This window comes from Listeria cossartiae subsp. cayugensis (assembly GCF_014229095.1).
Classification (GTDB): Bacteria; Bacillota; Bacilli; order Lactobacillales; family Listeriaceae; genus Listeria; species Listeria cayugensis.
This window is the reverse complement of the sequence record NZ_JAARZC010000002.1, coordinates 154,023-171,602: the sequence shown is the minus strand read 5'-3', so window position 1 is coordinate 171,602 and position 17,580 is coordinate 154,023. Positions and strand designations below refer to the sequence as shown.

Here is a 17,580-nt window from a genome sequence, read left to right as displayed (position 1 = left end):
AAGTTATGTCCACTACACTAGACAATTTTTTGGCAAAGTTTGTGAAAAAACAATTGCTGCGTCGATTTACTTCCAACAAGACAATCCCGCTGTAAAACCGTATAATAAAAACAGGGAAGAATTTAGAAAGGGGTGCTCTTGTGACGCTTGAACTACATAATGTTACGAAAAATTTTGGCACTAAAGTCGCGGTTAATGATTTATCGTTTCGAGTAGAACCAGGAAAAATACTCGGATTAATCGGACAAAATGGCGCTGGTAAAACAACTACTTTTCGACTTATTTTGCATTTTTTAGAAGCTACTTCTGGTAAAATCACTTGGAATGGCAAAGAAGTAAGTAAAATTGATCCAAATATTATCGGCTATTTGCCTGAAGAACGCGGTTTATATCCGAATGTGACGATTGAAGACCAACTGATATTTTTTGCGGAATTAAAAGGATATCCGAAACAAAAAATCAAAGCAGAAATTGATGATTGGCTTGAACGTGCTGAAATCGTCGGCAAAAAAACAGACTTAATTAAAACGCTATCCAAAGGAAATCAACAGAAGATCCAACTTTTAAGTACTATTATCCACCAACCAAAACTAGTTATTTTAGATGAACCATTTAGCGGACTCGATCCTGTTAATGCGGAGATTTTGAAGAAATTTGTCTTTGATTTACGTGCCTCTGGAGCGGCGATTATTTTCTCCAGCCACCGCATGGAAAATGTCGAGGAGCTTTGTGATTCCCTTTTAATGTTAAAAAAAGGAAATGTCGTACTTCAAGGCACGACGGAATCTGTAAAATCTGTATTTGGTCGCAAACGGATTTTGATTGAATCTAATCACACGGCGGACGAACTAGCTGCTTTGCCAGAAGTGATACGTGTAGAGAAGTATCGTGACGGCGTTCTTCAACTTGAAATCGCAAACGAAGCAGATGCCGAGAAGATTTTTGACTATGTAACAAAAGATGGTTTCATCCAAACATTCAGCCTCCAAGCCCCAACACTTGAAGAAATTTTCAAATGGAAGGCTGGTGAATCGCATGAGTAAGTTTTGGGTAATAACGAAGCAAGTTTATAAAAGGCGTGTGAAAACAAAATCATTTTTAATTTCGTTACTGTTTCCTGTTTTAATCGCCGCACTCATCGCGGGCATTCCGAAAATGGTAGATTACTTTGATTCTACTAGCGACGTCACCAAAATCGCCGTATTGTCTGATGATCCCGTTTTCGCCAAAGCCTTAGCTGCGGACAAAAATCATTTCAAAGTAAATAAAGATATCAACGACAAAAAATCCGCCCAGTCCGCCTTGAAAAATGGCAAAATAGATGGATTTGTCACAATTACGCAGGAAAATGATACAGTTGGCGCGGTTTATACAACGCAAGAAACAGCTGGACAAGACGTGATTACACGTTTAACAGAAGACCTTACAGCCACCAAAATCGCTGAAAAAGCCGCTGCCTATAAAATCACCAATGAACAATTGCAGTCGATTACGTCCCCTGTTTCTGTAACCAATGATTTAGAGTCCAACAACCAGCTCACTAACCATGAAAAAGATGTTATGAGCGCAGCCGTACTCGTTTTAACACTAGTTATTTTCATTTTCGTCATGAGTTACGCAAACATTGTTGCATCAGAAATCGCTACAGAAAAAGGTACACGCATTATGGAGGTTATTTTATCCAGCGTTTCAGCAACAACGCATTTATTCGCTAAATTAACAGCGATTATTTTCATGCTTCTGACGCAAATTGGGTTTTATGTCATTTGTGGCGCGGTCGTTCTGATTGCTGGTCGCAACACCGAAATGGTTCAAAATGTGTTAGATCAAATTGCCGTTTTCCCAGCATATTACCTTGTGCTAAATTTACTATTTGTTATTCTAGGTTTATTGTTATATATTTTACTCGCAGCAATGATTGGTTCGATGGTCCCAAATGTCGAAACCGTTGCGCAGTTTATTTATCCGATGACGATTCTTGCTATTATCGGCTACTGGGGATCCATTGCAGCAGCTAATGCACCTGACAATATGCTTGTTATCATCGGTTCGTACATTCCGACCTTCTCACCAATGATGATGCTAGCGCGAATGGACTTATTATCCGTTTCAACTATCGGTATTTTTAGTTCTCTGGCCATTCTACTTGCGAGTGTTATCGGCGCCTTTTTCCTCACTGTCCGCCTGTACCAAGGAAATGTCTTGCTATACAGCAACGACGGCTTGTGGAAAACATGGAAAACCTCGCTATCCTATGCAAAAAGAAAATAAAGAAAGTTGGTAAATTATGCAAATTAGACTATCTAAGCGCGAAGATGCAGCTTCTATGATTGAGTTAGAACATTTAGTATGGACGCCGGGAACAACGCCCGGCAATATCCATTTTGATAGTGAGGCAGACTTTTTACTTAAATGCCCTCCTGGTTCCAAAATCGTTGTTGTAAACGAGGATAAAGTCGTTGGGATTCTTGGCTATAAGTCGCCAATCCCACTTGCCTCCAATCAACACGTAGTAGAAATCGACATCGCTGTTCATCCGGATTTCCAACGTGCCGGTATCGGTCAGCTTTTAATGGACAAAATGAAAGAAGTAGCGCGTGAAAAAGGCTATGTTAAAATTGCCTTGCGTGTTCTATCCATCAATAAAAAAGCGATTCACTTTTATGAAAAAAATGGCTTTAAACAAGAAGGATTGCTAGAAAAAGAATTTATTATTCAAGGCGAATATGTCGATGATATTTTAATGGCTTATTTCCTCTGACAAAAGACCTGGCTTAAAATGCAAACTATGACTTTATAATCATTTTACCGATAAAGCGTTTACATTTATTTAGAACGGTTATATAAAGAGTACAACGAACAAATAAAAGGTGATGCGAATGACAAAAACTTGGTGTACAAGCTGATTTTTTTCTCAGCTTTGTCATATGCCGGCAAAACGTCTGGTGAAGGATTGTAAGTGTCAAACAGCTGTGGTTAGCTGACAGGAGGAAGGCGAGGAGTATACGCCGCGTCAAGGACTTTACGCTAACTTAGTTGTAGGAAGACGGAATTTCGTTACGTCGCTCGTTTATCAATATTTTTTATCCTCACTACATTGGTAAATAAGCGAATAAAGTATCGTATCATTCATGGCCACTATTTAAGCAAGTTACGGGCGCTCATTTATTCGTAAGTTAGAATATCTTGAGAAGTAAGTAGCAAGACAAATAATTCGCCTACTTGTTTGAAAATGCCTCACCGTTTTCCGATTGTTGTATGTTTATTCAGAAACATCCAGACATGGTCCGGCCCATCAGATGAGTGGCAAGACAAGCTCATCCGAAAAGAAAAACCCCGCGTGACGAAATCGTCATTCGGGGTTTTTTGATTCAGAAAAAAAGATTGAAATATTTTTATCATAAAATCTTTGAATGACCAAGTGGCATTTTTCAAATTCTTTTGCTTCTAGATGTGTCACTAATTCTTCTAGCGTTTCTGTCACGTCCATCGTAAAATCTTCAAAAAGTGGCTTTTCATTCTCATTCTTCATATTTCGCAGCGTTTGGCTAAGAATATCGATATTTTTCTCCATCGCCGGCATTTCAGTATAGTGAATCATACAAGCATAAAAGTTTTTCACGTGATTAATAAATACATCTGTATCTTGTTCCGCAACAGCCAGTTTGATATATACTAGCTCTTTACGAAGGCAAGTTGCGCAAATTTCTGCGTCTTGTTCTTGTAGTTTTTGTACCGCATAATTCAGATGAAAAAAAGCTAACTTTACTCGTGATTTTTCGCGATGCTGAGCTTCACTAGTCACTGCAACTGAAAAACCATTTCCTCCGCTGTTTTTGCATAATATACCACTTTTATGTAAACAATGAAGCGCACTAAAAGCTACTCGTTTGCTGACCTGAAATCGTTTCATGATGTCGTCTATATCCACTTTCTCGCCACTTTCCAAAGTGTTAGCCATTATCTCATTCTTGATTTCTCCGTAAATTGGATCTGCAACAAATCCACTTTTTTCCATAATTTGAACCTCTTTAAATTTTATTGCTTTCAATGTTATATTTTACACGAAAAAATTCCATTTAGATATGGCTTTTTGCGAAAAAATGTGTCCATTACGTTACAAAATTGATTTCCAGCGCATAACATTTCAATATAAAAAGCAGAGCCACAAAGCCCTACTTTTTACATCATTCTACTGCAATTCAATCGTTAAATCTCCTGTTTTCAAGCGTTCCTTTTTAAGCAGAATCGGTCTGACAATAAGTGCAATAACACCTGGCAAGACAACTGCTACCAAAATAAAATCAGCAAGTGTGCTGAATCCGTAATTTGCTATTAAATAAAGTGGTGCAACAAAGGCGCATAAGCCAAGACCAGCAACTTCACTCGCGGCTTGAATATGAAATACCATCACACCAAGAGGTCCAGCGATTAATGTCGTCAGTAACGGCACTAACATCAAACTAGGCTTTCTAATAATATTAGGTGTTTGTAATTTCGGTGTACAGATAAGTTGCGCGAAAAACGCACCCCAGTTGTTGTCCCGATAGCTTAATACCGCAAATGATACAAATTGCACCGAGCAGCCAATCAATGCCGCAGCACTTGCTGTTGGATCCAGTTGAAGCGCAATCGCGAGCGCAGCAGATGAAGCCGGACTAAGAATAAGTAAACCAAACACAAAAGCAATAACCATCGATGAAATTAGCGGTGAACCACCAATTAATGAACTAATCCCAAGGCTTACAGAAGCTAAAATCGGTGCCATAATTTTTGCAAATAAAATACCGCTCAGTCCGCCAGCTAAAAGTGATACGCCAGGAATTAAAATCATATCAAATTTCGTCTTCCCAGTGACCCTTTTCCCAGTCCAAACTGCCACAATCACGGCTAAAATAGCGCCAACCGGTTCTCCGCTAGTAATACCAACGCCACCACCAGCCAAAGTCACTACTGCCCCGCCACCAATAACAGCAGATGCAGCCGCACTTATCGTCACAAGCGTATTCGCATGCAAGCACATAGCGATACCAACACCAATTCCCGGAATGAGCATCGTTTTACCAATCGCACCAACTGTTACAAGAAATGAAATCCCTGTCATCTGGCCAATTGTTTGCAACAGAAGCCCAATCCCAAGCGTTACAAGAACCGCATTCGCAATCCCCATAGAAGCCTTATAGGAACGATCTATAAAATATTCTTTCATTACTTCTCCCCTTCTAAAATGTATTCTTCCTCATTGTAATCACTCCCTTGTTAAAAAGCTAGTTTTATTTACTGATTTTCCTTTAAAAATGTTAAAAAGGTTTCCGCAATACGATTTTCTAGTCTTTGTTTATTTTTTAATACCGAAAATTTCCGCATCAAGCTTCCCGCCTCATTAAAAACGCGTAATTTTCCTTCTGCAATTTCTGTTTTAACGACGCATCTGGAAATAACCGTGTACCCCATGCCCTCAAGCACCATTTGTTTGACCGCCATATTACTCCAAGCAACGACTTTTTCAGCTACATTCCAACCATTCGTACTTAATACATGATCCAAATATTCGCGCGTTCCGGAACCTTCTTCTCGCGCAATCCACGTGGCGCCTTGCTCAATTTCTGCAAGCGAACCATCTGCCCGTCCGACAATGCACATTTCGTCATTCGCAAAAGCACTTATCGCCAAATCTTTCTTACTCACTTGACCTTCAATAAGTCCAGCATCCACTTGAAGCAATTCAACTTTATCGGCAATTTTAACTGTATTTTCAACGATTAGTTCGATGGTAATATCTGGATAGTGCGCATGAAACTTCGCAATCAGCGCCGGCAAATAATACTCTCCTATCGTAAAACTCGCACCAATCCGCAATCGCCCTTTTAAATGGTGGTGATACAAACTAATTTCATCTTCCACTTGTTTATACAAACCTTCTAATTGTTTCGCACGGTGGTATAGTATTTCTCCCGTAGCTGTTAAAATAAACTTTTTCGCTTGTCGGTATATCAGCTCGGTTTCATAAATCTCTTCTAATTTCTTTAATTGCAAAGATACTGCCGGTTGGGAAATGTGCAATTCTTCGGCCGCTTTTGTAAAACTTTGTAATTCTACAACCCTTATATACGTTCTTAAAGCCTCATCCATTTGAAATCCCTCCATAAATATTTCTTATCAATAATATAATTAATATAAATTTTACTAATAAAATTAGAAATGGTAAAGTAAAAGCATAAAAGAAAGGGGGATGAACATGAGTCAAATTTTATTTAAAACGAAGACTTTTTGGTATGGTATTGCGCTTACGTTCTGTATCGCTACCCTATCTTATTTTTTAGCAAAATTGCCATTTTTAATGATTCTTGGGCAACTTGTTACAGCTATTTTAATCGGTATTATCATTCGCGCACTTTTTCCGGTTCCGGATCAATGGTTTACAGGTATTCAATTTTCCAACAAAGTGATTCTTCGTGCTGGGATTATTTTACTTGGTTTCCGGCTAAATTTAGTTGATATTTATGATGCTGGCTGGCGCGTATTCTTGATCGCTGCCTTATGTCTTAGTTTTGGGATTGCAGTTGTTTACTTTTTGGCAAAACTTTTTGGCGTCGATAAAAAGCTGGCGATTCTGGTTGCTTGTGGTACAGGGATTTGCGGGGCTGCAGCTGTAGTCGCGATTTCGCCGCAAGTAAAAGCTGACAATAACCAAACCGCGGTGGCTGCTACGATTATCGCGCTTCTTGGAACTATTTTCACGATTATTTATACGCTAATTTATCCAATTTTGCCGCTTGGACCAGATGGTTACGGTATTTTTGCAGGGGCTACGCTTCATGAAATTGCGCACGTAATTGCTGCAGCGGATCCAGGTGGAACTTCTGCCGTCGATATGGCCGTTATCGTCAAATTAACTCGCGTGGCACTACTTGTTCCAGTCTGCTTCGTCGTTGCAAAAATGGTAAACGCTGGAACAAATAATCGTTTTTCATGGGCAGAACTTCCCGTACCTTGGTTTATTTTCGGCTTCCTAGCTACAAGTGCTATCAATAGTTTTGGTATTATTCCAACATCTATCACCAATTTTCTCGTTGTCTGTGCCTATTTCCTTATTGCTATGTCAATGGGCGGACTTGGATTAAATGTCCACTTACCTTCTTTTGGAAAAATGGGCGGAAAACCTTTTGTGGCGGCGTTTATTGGTTCGATCTTGCTTTCTGCTTTTGGGTTAACTTTAGTACTTTTGTTTCATTTAGCAGGTTAAGTTATCCTCGGCAACTCAAATTGTGATACAATAGCAAGCACGAGGTGACTATTACATGACGAAAGCAATTTGGACTTGCCGAGCTTTTTTACTCGGATATTTTCTTGTTTTACATTTTACCGCTGACACGTATACTTTTTTAATTTTAAATGTTGGGCTTGCTTATATACCTTTCGAAATAGCTGTATTCCTCACAAAGAAACCTCGCGTATGGTGGATATTTTGGCCCCTCGGCATTGTTTGGTTAGTATTTTTCCCAAATGCGCCTTATCTACTCACTGACTTGCTACATTTACAGCGCTTAGAGATTTACGGAGCAGAAGGAATACTTTCCACGTCACCATGGTTGTGGCGCCACTTCACTTATATTATCGTTGGTGTATTCTTTGGGTTATTTATTGGCTTCTGGTCCTTTGCAAAAATGCTTGCGGAAATAAGAAGACGCTTTAATTGGACGAGTTGGTTCAGTTACCAACTACTGTTAATTGGTTTAATCTTATTATCGAGTTATGCGATTTATATTGGCAGATTTTCACGCTTGCATTCGATTCATCTACTTACGCAACCAGTCGAATCCATCCAAATCATGTTTAGTGTTTTTCACTGGCCATTCTGGAACTTCGTATTTTACTTCTCGATTATCCAATATGTCATTTATACACTATTTAGTAAGTTTTCTAGCTCATTAAAAGACTAAAAACGTTTGTATTTAAGAACTTTCCTTAAATACAAACGTTTTTTTAATCGATATGGAGTTTGCTTCGTTCCGCCGAAAAGCCTTGCGGATAGCGGCGTTTTAATTTTTCGATATTTAATTCGGCAACGGTTTCCATGCTTATGTCGGCCCATTTAGCAATTTGTGATACGTACCAAAGAACATCGCCTAATTCTTTCGTCAACGCATCTTTATCTAAATCGTGTCCATGAAAAGCATATTTCTTAATCAAATCAGCAACTTCACCGGCTTCTCCAGCTATTCCAAGTCCGTAATTCGTTAATGCCTGTTCGTGTGTTGCTGCAGTTCTATTTGCTAAAACTTGATACTCTTTAAAATCCATGTGTTGTCCTCCTTGCCTCTCTCACTTTCTTACTATAACAGATAATTTTTTTCCTTTGCAGTCTTGACTATTTCGAAATTATGCGAACTGATGCTCTATCAATGCCTTTCATCTTTAAAATTTTTTTCTCTTTAAAGGCTTATTTTTTTCAAGTTATTCCTTTATAATAGAGATAAGATTTCTGAAAGGAGTTTTCAAATGAAATTAGCTAGCTTAGTTGTACTTCTTGTTGGTCTGATTGGCTTTGGTTTTTCGTTTAGCATAACTGGACTTATTGGTTTCGGTGTTTGCATCATTTCGCTTATTTTGGTCGCAGCAGGAATTTTTGCAATGATTCGTTCCAAAAAAAGACGTAAACGATCTTATTCTTATTAAATAAAAAGCTGCTTTATCCTAAACTGATAAAGCAGCTTTTTCTATTTTTTCGGCCATGTCCGTGTTCGGTTTTCTGCGAGCTTGGAACGAACAAGCTCTTCGCCGTCTGCTCCCATACTTTCCGCGATTTGGAGTGCGTATATCATGACATCCGCTACTTCTTTTAAAATCGCTTCCCGGTTTTCTTTCACTGCCACCTCATCTTGCTTCCACTGAAAACATTCCAATAATTCTGCTGCTTCAAGCGACAAGGATATTGCTAAATCTTTTGGTTTATTATACTGATCCAACCAGTCACGTTCTTCCAGAAAAGCAGTAATTTCATCTTGTAATTGTCTCAAATCCCTAACCCCTCCTGTAAATCAAATCACAAATAACGACAGAAAAAAGAGCAATAAGTCGCTTAGTAGCAAGGACTTATCACTCATTCAATTACGCATTTAAAGAAACAGCTTCTTCGATTTTGTTTGGTGGGATAAATCCGTTTAAACGGTGGATTTCTTCGCCGCCTTTGTAAAGTACAAGTGTTGGTGTTTGTTGTACATCACGGTCAAAAAAGAAGTTTTCGCCCATTTCTTCTAATTTTACTTTTAATACTTTTACTTTGCTTGCGATTTCAGAGTTTTTGAATTCAGCAAACGAAAGATCAAGCATTTTACAATTAGGACAATTATCTTTCCAATAATCTACATATACTAATTCTTCTCCACTAATATGAGCTTGGAACTCTTCAGGTGTTTTAATTTCAATACTTGTCATTTGATTCCACTCCTTAACGCTAAAATTTGCTTGACCCAATTGTCTATATCAGCCACATCTTGTTCGGTGTGTGGCATTTGTTCTATTTTTAAGGTTGGGTAGCTTGTACCGAAATATTTGGCCATTCGGTCGACAGCTCCGCAATAAAAATCCATACCCCATTGTGTTTCCCCAGTGCCAAAAATGGCTACATTCTTGGGCTTTACGGCTAGCTCCGCGATAAAATCTTTCATATCTGGCGGCGTTCTTCCGTAGTCGACTGTCCATGCCCCCAACACGTACAAGTCAAAATCCTCATCAAGCGGATACGCAGCGGAAGGAGATACACGTAAGGACACAACTTCGTGCCCTTCGTTTTGTAATATCTCTTCAATTTCATCCGCTACCATTTTGGTGTTCCCACTTAGAGAATCATAGGCTAGCAAGATTCTCATAAATCGTCGAATCCGTTATCCATATTCGTTTTTTTATAGCTTGAATTGCGCATTTCGAAAAAGTCAGTTTTTGTTTCTGTAAAGTTATCTGCGTAAGCTTTAATCCAAGTCATTGTGTTGTCGCTATGTCCTGGATAAAGTTCTGGAATACCAAGCATTCCTAGCATTTTGTTGGCACGATATTTCACGTAATCAACCATTTCTTCCACATCAATACCTTCAATACCTTGTAAAACTTCTTCAGACCATTCTGTTTCAAGTTCAACAGCGTGGCGGAAAGCTTCATGTGTATATTCTACTAACTCATCTGTTTGTAATTCTGGGTTTTCCCCAAGGATTGCCCGGATTACTTCAGAAATAAATTTCGAGTGAGCTAATTCATCACGATTGATAAAGCTAATGATTTTCCCAGTTCCTGTCATTTTATTTTGACGAACCAGGTTGTAGAAGTAAGCAAAGCCACTGTAGAAATTAATTCCTTCTAAAATTGAAGATTGAATCAATGCTTTGACAAGTGTTTCACCCGTTTTGTTATTCATGAAATCGTCGTATGCTGCCATGATTGGCTCGTTACGTTTGATGATTGTCGGATGTGTTCTCGCAAGTTCAAATACGCGATTTTGTTCTTGCAAGTTGGTAATAGAAGCAAGTACATAAGAGTAACTTTCATTATGGATTACTTCTTGTTGCCCGATAATCGCTGCATTTGCATGTACAGCTGGATCAGTAATATATTCCGCAATATTGTAAATGAAACGTGTTTGCGGAGAATCAAGTGTAGCTAGTAAGCCAATGATGGCATCAAAAGCATATTTTTCTTCTTCGGAAAGATTCGGATATTGTTTCGCATCACTTTTCATATCTACTTCATCTGGAATCCAGTAGTTAGTAGAAAGTTCTTTATATGCACGGTAGAAAGAAGGATACGGGATATCATTCCAATTCAAAATCCCACTAGTTTCTCCGTTTATGATTGAAGTAGAACGATTAGGAAATAAAGGTTCTAAAATTTTAATACGAGTAAGTTGTTCTTTTTGGTTAGCCATCGAGGCAAGCCCTCCCTTTCATTTTTGCGTTATTCGTCAAGTGTTTAGAGATTTATCAGCTTGAGCACCATTCACATTCTTCTACGTCGATATCGTTTGAGCGGACATAGTAAGTTGTTTTTAATCCTTCATTCCAAGCAGTCATGTGTAGTTCAAGTAATTTACTTGCTTTAATGCCACTTGGTACGTAGAAGTTAAAGCTTAGCGATTGGTCTACGTGACGTTGACGGCGACCATTTTGACGAACACTTGCGAATTGGTCTACTTTGTATGCACCTTTTTCGTAGTATGGGTATGTGCTTAAATTTAAGTCTGGTGCAATTACTGGACGACGGTAATCTTTTTTCTCTTCATAGTAGAACGCGCTGTAAATTGGATCGATAGAAGCAGTGGATCCAGCAATTTGAGCTGTACTCATATTTGGCGCTACAGCTACAAGATACGCATTACGTAAACCTTTTTCTGCTACTTCTTTCGCTAATTCTTGCCATTCAGCTGAATTATAGTTACGACGTGCAAAATATTCTCCAGTGTTCCAATCGCTTCCTTTGAAGACTTTGTAAGCACCTTTTTCTTGAGCTAGTTTGTTACTAGCGCGAATTGCTAAATAGTTGATTTGTTCATATAATTCATCGGCATATTTCTCAGCTTCTTCTGAGTCCCACGCGATATTTTTAAGCGCAAGCAAGTGATGCCAACCGAATGTTCCAAGTCCGATAGAACGGTATTTTTGGTTTGTAATCGTTGCTTGTGGTACTGGTAGTTCGTTTAAGTCGATAACGTTATCAAGCATACGTACCTCAACTTCGATTAAACGTTCTAATGTACCTTCTTCTTCCGCCACAACTGCACGGCCTAAGTTAACAGAAGATAAGTTACATACAACAAAATCTCCCGCTTGTTTTGTAATAACGATTTGATCGCCAGAAATAATTTCTTGAATCATTTTTGTTGGGCTCATATTTTGCATAATTTCAGTACATAAGTTACTTGAATAAACCATACCTTCGTGTTTGTTAGGGTTCATTCTATTTACTTCATCTCGGTAGAACATGAATGGGTTACCTGTTTCAAGTTGGCTCACCATCACACGTTTCATAATATCAATTGCTTTAACGATTTTTTTACTGATTGTTTCGTCAGCTACTAATTCGTCATATTTTTCACGGAAAGTACCTTCACCTTTTGTTTCATCGTAGAAATCTTGTAGGTACCAGCCTTTTTTCGCTTTTACTTCATGTGGATCGAATAAATACCACTCGCCACGACGCTCTACAGCTTCCATGAAAATGTCAGGAATACAAACAGCTGTAAATACATCATGTGCGCGTAGACGTTGGTCACCATTGTTTAAACGTAAATCAAGGAAAGATTCGATATCTTTATGGAATACGTCTAAATAAACAGCAATTGCGCCTTTACGTTGGCCTAATTGGTCCACGCTCACGGCTGTATTGTTTAATTGTTTAATCCAAGGAATAACGCCGCCACTTGCACCTTTTACGCCGCGGATAGCAGCTCCTGTTGAACGAACATAACCAAGATACGCGCCAACACCACCGCCGTGCTTAGAAACTCTAGCCACGTCTGTATTGCTGTCATAAATACCTTGCAAGCTATCATCTACTGTATCTATGAAACAACTAGATAATTGTCCGCCAACTTTTCCGGCGTTTGCAAGCGTTGGTGTTGCTACAGTCATATATAGGTTACTTAAAGCCCAGTAAGCTTCTTCTACTAATTTCATGCGTTTTTCTTTTGGTTCATTTTGCATTAAATAAAGTGCGATAGTTAACCAACGTTCTTGTGGTAACTCATACACATTGCGTTCAGAGTCAGTTGCTAAATAACGAGTCGCAAGTAAATACAAACCGTTATACGTAAATAATTTATCTTTTTCAGGGTCAATTAATTTCCCTGCTGTAATCAAATCTTCTTTAGAATAATTTTTTAGGATATTGCCGGAATAAATACCGCGCTCGCCTAAACTTTCTTGAAGTCCAACGTACGAACCATATTTATCATCATCATTATAAAAACGGTTTTTACTCGCTTTTTTATATAATTTATTTAAATAAAGACGTGCCGCGAAATGTTCCCATTCAGGAATATGAATATCTGTACGGGCTTCTGCTTCCCTAATTAAATAATCGACTAATTCGTCCGCCGCGTAATCTTCCTTCTTCTCTACAAAATTAAAAACCTTACGTTTGTAATCTTCTAAATCAAGTTTCGGAAATTCTTCATGGATTTTCTCTAAATAACCATCCAATCGGCTTTTGTCAAAAGGTAGCTTTCTGTTTCCCCCGTCTTTTACTATGTAAGTTGTCATTTGCAATCCCCATTTCATCCTTTTTTCCTCGTTGTAAAAATATCTGATTCATTTTGCGCTTTTCATTCGTCCCCGAACTATTTGTGGTCGTTCCATGGAGCAAAAAAATTAACTTTTAAAGGAGCAAATTCCCCTGATAAAAGTTAAAAGGCGATGAAGCAATATTTCGCTTTCGATACTATATATAGTATAACTTTTTTTATGTGAATGCAAGATATAGTACTTTGAATTTTCGGCTAAAAAGGGCAAAACTCTGATTAAAACAAGGTTTCCGGCAAATAAAAAAATTTTTTCAGGCAATTGTGTGTTTTCGAGCATATTTTCAGTACCAAAATGCTACTACTTGTAGTGGCTATTTTTTTCACAGATTCTACATTTAGTAGTAAAAAAAATCGATTTTTGTAACTTCACAATCTTTATGATTCCATTTTGTCACCATTCTGACAAAATTGTAAGATTAACGATGGATTTTGTTAGTTAACAAACGGGATAAAGTTGTCTTTTCATTGTAAACTTAATGTAATAAAACAAATCCAGAGAGGATGAAGGAGAAATGTTTAATAAAAAAAGAGGTTTAATCTTATTAGCTGCAGTTCTTCTGACTGTTTGCGCAATTTGGGAGTATGCGATGCCAACCGATGCCGCAGTAAAGTCCTACTATCTTAAAGTCGAAGCTACTGGAAAACCCGTTCAAAAAAATCAATTCAAAGGATTCAAATATGTATCGAAAGTATATGATGATAAAGGAAAGCAAAAACAACTAACATTCTATTCCGAAAAAGAATTAACCAAAAACGATCAATTCAAAGTTCTCATCGGTGAAAATAAAATGGTCGTTAATTATAAAAAAATCAAAAACGTTCCAGATACAATGAAATATTTAGCAGAACAATAAAAAACGCTTTGTTATAGCCTTATCAAAAGGCTAAACAAAGCGTTTTATTTTTTATTAAGGTGTAACAATATTGAATACTGGATTAAACTCATCGAGCAATGACGCGAATTCCGCAAATTTCTTCGCATTGCCTTCTAGTTTTACGGTTTGGTCAGCGAATGCTTCTTCAAAACTCTTCACGCCACCGAAAATATGATTAAATGTATCGCGAGTTGTTGTTAATGTTAAGTCCGCTTTATCGTCCGCCTCACTATCGCGATAAATCAATACAGAATTGTTTACGAGCAAATGATAATTTTCATCCACATCTGTCAGCTTCCAATTCATTGAAATCCGTTTATCAATCGAACGTTCACCATTTAAACGAATACCCATATAATCTAAAATTAAGTTAAATGGCATGCCCTCAACGATATCAAGCGTAACGCCAGAAATAACTTCCTCTGGTACTGAATTTCTTAGTTCATCTGCGCCAGCTAAGAACACATTGCGCCAAGGGCCTGACTCTGATTGATAGCCAAGTTGTTCTAGCGCATCAGCAAGTAGTGCTCTCGCTTCACCATTTTCTCCGTCCGCGAAGACCGCGTGTTTGACTACTTCCGCAACCCAGCGATACTCACCCGCTTCATAAGATACGCGTGCTTTTTTCAAGACTTCATCGACGCCGCCCATAAACTCCACATATTTTTTCGCGACATCTTCTGGAGGTAGTGGATAAAGATCGGCCGGATTACCATCATACCAACCAAGATAAAATTGATAAATGGCTTTAACATCATGGTTAAGCGTGCCGTAATAACCGCGTAAATACCATTTTTCTTCGAGAACAGGAGGGAATTTCACCGCTTCTGCAACTTCAATCGCAGTTAGGCCTTTATTAATAAAATGAAGCGTTTGGTCATGCATGTATTTATACGCATCACGTTGGTGGATCAGCATATCATTGATTTCGTCATTTCCCCATGTTGGCCAGTGATGTTGCCCAATACACACTTCATATTGATCGCCAAATGCGCGAATCGCTTTATCAATATCTTTCCACCACTCGTACGCATCACGAATTTGCGCGCCACGTAGCGTTAAAATATTATGCAAATTATGCACGGCATCTTCCGCGATATTAAGTAGTTTAAATTGCGGGAAATACATCATATGTTCAGATGGAGCTTCTGTATTCGGCGCCATTAAAAATTCTACTTCGATTCCATCAACAACCCGTTTTTCATGGTCAAATGTAATCGTATCATTTGGCGCTAATAATGACATATGTCCTTTGGAAGCCGTTTTCCCAAGACCAGCATCCACCTGCCCTAATTTACCGCGTGATAAACGGCTACCGTACATATACTCCGCACGACGAATCATCGCGTTTCCGGCAAAAATATTTTCACTAACAGCCGCTTCCATAAATCCTTCTGGTCCAATAAGCGCAACTTTTCCGGAGGCTACATCTTCTTTTGTAATAAGCCCTGCTACTCCGCCGTAATGGTCTGCGTGGGAATGAGTGTAAATAATCGCCTTAATTGGTTTTTTCGGACGGTGCTCATAATATAAATCAAGTGCCGCACGAGCTGTTTCAACGGACATCAATGTATCGGTAATAACTAAACCTGTGTCGCCTTCCATAATGGTCGTATTCGACATATCAAAACCACGCACTTGATAAACCCGGTCCGTTACTTTGAATAAACCATTCGTCATATTAAGCTGAGCGATACGCCATAAACTTGGATTCACGGAGTCAGGAGCTTCCCCTTCGATAAACTTGTAATCCTCTAAATCCCAAACCGCGTGACCATCATCCGTATCCACTTTTACATGATCCCATGTCCCAATAAAGCCTTTCCTTGCATCATCAAAATCTTTCGTGTTCTCAAAAGGTAGTGCCTCTTTCACTTGATTATTCACTTTCTTTGTAAAAGTTGATGCTTCTTTAGGTAAGACTTTTTTTGCCATTATCGGTTTCCTCCTACACATTTTATTTGCCTATACTTTTCTTGTATACCTCCATAAAATGGATTAAAACCTTTTACTATTATTAGACTAAAAAAAGGTAGACTTGAGAAATTCAAGCCTACCTTTTTCACTTATTCGGATAATTTCTTTTTAGCGTCGCCGGCTTTATCTTCTACTTCGCCTTTTGCTTTTTGCGCTTTACCTTCTACTTGTTTGCCTTTATCATCTGTTGCTTTACCGAACTTGTCTTTAGCGTCGCCTACTACTTTATCTTTCAATCCTTTTGCTTTGTCTTTCATACCTTTATCTTCACTCATTGGTTTTGCCTCCTAATTAGAATATTTTTCTAATGAAGAATCGCGTCTCCATATTAAGTGTTTTCCACATAATCAGAAGCTAAAACATCTTTTTCAGATAGAATGGATGGTTCGATTTGTCTCAGCCGCTTCAAATATGGCTTCAATCAATTTTAAAACTTGGTAAACTTCTTCGTTTTGAACGATGGGTTCACTGTCGTTATTTAAAACATCCACAAAATTATTATAGAAAGAAGTTGGTAACTCAGCAGGAGCTGGAAGAGATAATGTATTGGTTGCTTCCTCGCTTGGTGGCGCCATTGTTTTTGTTAGTCCTTGACCCGCTTTGATTGGCGTTGGTTCGGACGTTTTAGCAAGTGCGGTCGGTTGAACGATTTCGCCGCTTAAATCCCAGTCATGGATAATGCCAGTTCCTTCTGTTCCTTTGACATACCAACGAGGTAATTTGATGAAATTGGTTGTTCCTACTTCGATTTGGGCTGTGATGCCATTTTCAAAGGTAATGAACGTTACAAATCCATCATCGACTTCATCTCCGAGCGCGTAACTTAAATTAGCAGATACGGATTTCACGTTGCTGTCGACTAAGAATAACAATTGATCGAGTAAATGCACGCCCCAATCAAGTACCATTCCACCACCATGCGCTTTCAAATGACGCCAATCTCCTGGAATACCATTTGCGCCATGAACGCGCGATTCTAGGTGGAACATTTCGCCAATTGTTTTTTGTTCGAACATTGCTTTAATAATCAGGAAATCTTCATCCCAACGACGATTTTGGTGAACCATAAAGTGTTTATTTACTTTTTTCGCTACATCCATAATCGCTAGCAAATCTTCACTTGTCATTGTCACTGGTTTTTCGCAAACGACATGCTTACCTGCTTCGAGTGCACTAATCGCCAATTCTTTATGGCTATCATTTGGCGTCGCGATAAGAACAGCATCGACTTTTTCATCTGTTAAAACGGCTTCAAAACTTTCGTAGATTTTCAGACCTTTTTCGGCAGCTGCGGTCCGTTTTTCTTCTAGAATGTCGAATACACCATGAACTTCTAAATGATTAGCAGCCGATGCAAGCGTGACATGATAGCTTCCCATTCCGCCGTAACCAACAATGACTAATTGATATTTTTTCATCCTAAGACACCCTTTCTTA

Annotated in this window: 19 protein-coding genes; 7 read left to right on the top strand and 12 right to left on the bottom strand. The window is 38.6% G+C overall.

From position 1 onward, the window contains the following. The first annotated feature begins 140 nt into the window (after positions 1–140). Genes HCB49_RS07915 through HCB49_RS07905 form a run of 3 tightly spaced genes read left to right on the top strand, consistent with a single transcriptional unit; the run spans position 141 to position 2,761 of the window. Positions 141–1,043, top strand: a complete 903-nt coding sequence (locus HCB49_RS07915) for an ABC transporter ATP-binding protein (RefSeq protein WP_185604615.1) — start codon at positions 141–143, stop codon at positions 1,041–1,043. Continuing rightward, positions 1,036–2,271, top strand: coding sequence for an ABC transporter permease (locus HCB49_RS07910; protein ID WP_185604614.1), 1,236 nt, complete (start codon positions 1,036–1,038; stop codon positions 2,269–2,271). Before HCB49_RS07915 ends, HCB49_RS07910 begins: the two co-directional genes overlap by 8 nt. A 16-nt stretch (positions 2,272–2,287) precedes the next feature. Continuing rightward, positions 2,288–2,761, top strand: a complete 474-nt coding sequence (locus HCB49_RS07905; protein WP_185604613.1) for a GNAT family N-acetyltransferase — start codon at positions 2,288–2,290, stop codon at positions 2,759–2,761. Between the two features lie 591 nt (positions 2,762–3,352). Here the strand turns inward: HCB49_RS07905 and HCB49_RS07900 are convergent. From HCB49_RS07900 to HCB49_RS07890, 3 genes are all read right to left on the bottom strand, one after another. After that, positions 3,353–4,018 (bottom strand): GntR family transcriptional regulator, encoded by a 666-nt coding sequence (locus HCB49_RS07900; RefSeq protein WP_185604612.1) that lies wholly within the window; start codon positions 4,016–4,018, stop codon positions 3,353–3,355. 174 nt (positions 4,019–4,192) lie between these two features. Beyond that, positions 4,193–5,209: a PTS sugar transporter subunit IIC gene (locus HCB49_RS07895; RefSeq protein WP_185604611.1), complete on the bottom strand. Its 1,017-nt coding sequence runs from the start codon at positions 5,207–5,209 to the stop codon at positions 4,193–4,195. Between the two features lie 68 nt (positions 5,210–5,277). Further along, positions 5,278–6,132 (bottom strand): LysR family transcriptional regulator, encoded by an 855-nt coding sequence (locus tag HCB49_RS07890; RefSeq protein WP_185604610.1) that lies wholly within the window; start codon positions 6,130–6,132, stop codon positions 5,278–5,280. Positions 6,133–6,238: 106 nt separating this feature from the next. Between HCB49_RS07890 and HCB49_RS07885 the strand changes: the two genes are divergently transcribed. Beyond that, positions 6,239–7,246: a YeiH family protein gene (locus HCB49_RS07885; protein WP_185604609.1), complete on the top strand. Its 1,008-nt coding sequence runs from the start codon at positions 6,239–6,241 to the stop codon at positions 7,244–7,246. A 55-nt stretch (positions 7,247–7,301) separates the two neighbouring features. Continuing rightward, complete coding sequence (locus HCB49_RS07880; RefSeq protein ID WP_185604608.1) at positions 7,302–7,943, top strand: DUF1361 domain-containing protein; 642 nt, start codon at positions 7,302–7,304, stop codon at positions 7,941–7,943. A gap of 43 nt (positions 7,944–7,986) precedes the next feature. On the opposite strand, the gene HCB49_RS07875 is transcribed toward HCB49_RS07880, so the two are convergent. After that, entirely contained in the window at positions 7,987–8,304 is a 318-nt protein-coding gene (locus tag HCB49_RS07875; protein WP_185392549.1) for a nucleoside triphosphate pyrophosphohydrolase family protein, read from the bottom strand. A gap of 198 nt (positions 8,305–8,502) precedes the next feature. Between HCB49_RS07875 and HCB49_RS07870 the strand changes: the two genes are divergently transcribed. Continuing rightward, positions 8,503–8,679, top strand: coding sequence for a hypothetical protein (locus HCB49_RS07870; protein WP_008948462.1), 177 nt, complete (start codon positions 8,503–8,505; stop codon positions 8,677–8,679). A 41-nt stretch (positions 8,680–8,720) separates the two neighbouring features. On the opposite strand, the gene HCB49_RS07865 is transcribed toward HCB49_RS07870, so the two are convergent. From HCB49_RS07865 to HCB49_RS07845, 5 genes are all read right to left on the bottom strand, one after another. Then, positions 8,721–9,020: a nucleotide pyrophosphohydrolase gene (locus HCB49_RS07865; protein WP_185569014.1), complete on the bottom strand. Its 300-nt coding sequence runs from the start codon at positions 9,018–9,020 to the stop codon at positions 8,721–8,723. A 91-nt stretch (positions 9,021–9,111) separates the two neighbouring features. After that, entirely contained in the window at positions 9,112–9,438 is a 327-nt protein-coding gene (locus HCB49_RS07860; RefSeq protein WP_185397162.1) for a thioredoxin family protein, read from the bottom strand. Then, positions 9,435–9,872: a flavodoxin gene (locus tag HCB49_RS07855; protein WP_185604607.1), complete on the bottom strand. Its 438-nt coding sequence runs from the start codon at positions 9,870–9,872 to the stop codon at positions 9,435–9,437. Before HCB49_RS07855 ends, HCB49_RS07860 begins: the two co-directional genes overlap by 4 nt. After that, positions 9,869–10,918, bottom strand: a complete 1,050-nt coding sequence (locus HCB49_RS07850) for a ribonucleotide-diphosphate reductase subunit beta (protein ID WP_185392545.1) — start codon at positions 10,916–10,918, stop codon at positions 9,869–9,871. Before HCB49_RS07850 ends, HCB49_RS07855 begins: the two co-directional genes overlap by 4 nt. Before the next feature lie 55 nt (positions 10,919–10,973). Beyond that, complete coding sequence (locus HCB49_RS07845) at positions 10,974–13,268, bottom strand: ribonucleoside-diphosphate reductase subunit alpha (RefSeq protein ID WP_185604606.1); 2,295 nt, start codon at positions 13,266–13,268, stop codon at positions 10,974–10,976. Positions 13,269–13,803: 535 nt separating this feature from the next. Here HCB49_RS07845 and HCB49_RS07840 point away from each other — a divergent pair. Beyond that, positions 13,804–14,145, top strand: coding sequence for a YxeA family protein (locus HCB49_RS07840; RefSeq protein ID WP_185604605.1), 342 nt, complete (start codon positions 13,804–13,806; stop codon positions 14,143–14,145). Between the two features lie 54 nt (positions 14,146–14,199). Here the strand turns inward: HCB49_RS07840 and HCB49_RS07835 are convergent, their stop codons facing one another. The 3 genes from HCB49_RS07835 to HCB49_RS07825 all read right to left on the bottom strand — a co-directional run bounded on the left by HCB49_RS07835 (position 14,200) and on the right by HCB49_RS07825 (position 17,561). Beyond that, complete coding sequence (locus HCB49_RS07835) at positions 14,200–16,101, bottom strand: alkyl/aryl-sulfatase (protein ID WP_185604604.1); 1,902 nt, start codon at positions 16,099–16,101, stop codon at positions 14,200–14,202. Positions 16,102–16,232: 131 nt separating this feature from the next. Then, complete coding sequence (locus HCB49_RS07830) at positions 16,233–16,418, bottom strand: CsbD family protein (protein WP_008948472.1); 186 nt, start codon at positions 16,416–16,418, stop codon at positions 16,233–16,235. Between the two features lie 93 nt (positions 16,419–16,511). Then, complete coding sequence (locus HCB49_RS07825; RefSeq protein WP_185604603.1) at positions 16,512–17,561, bottom strand: Gfo/Idh/MocA family protein; 1,050 nt, start codon at positions 17,559–17,561, stop codon at positions 16,512–16,514. Between the last annotated feature and the right edge of the window lie 19 nt (positions 17,562–17,580).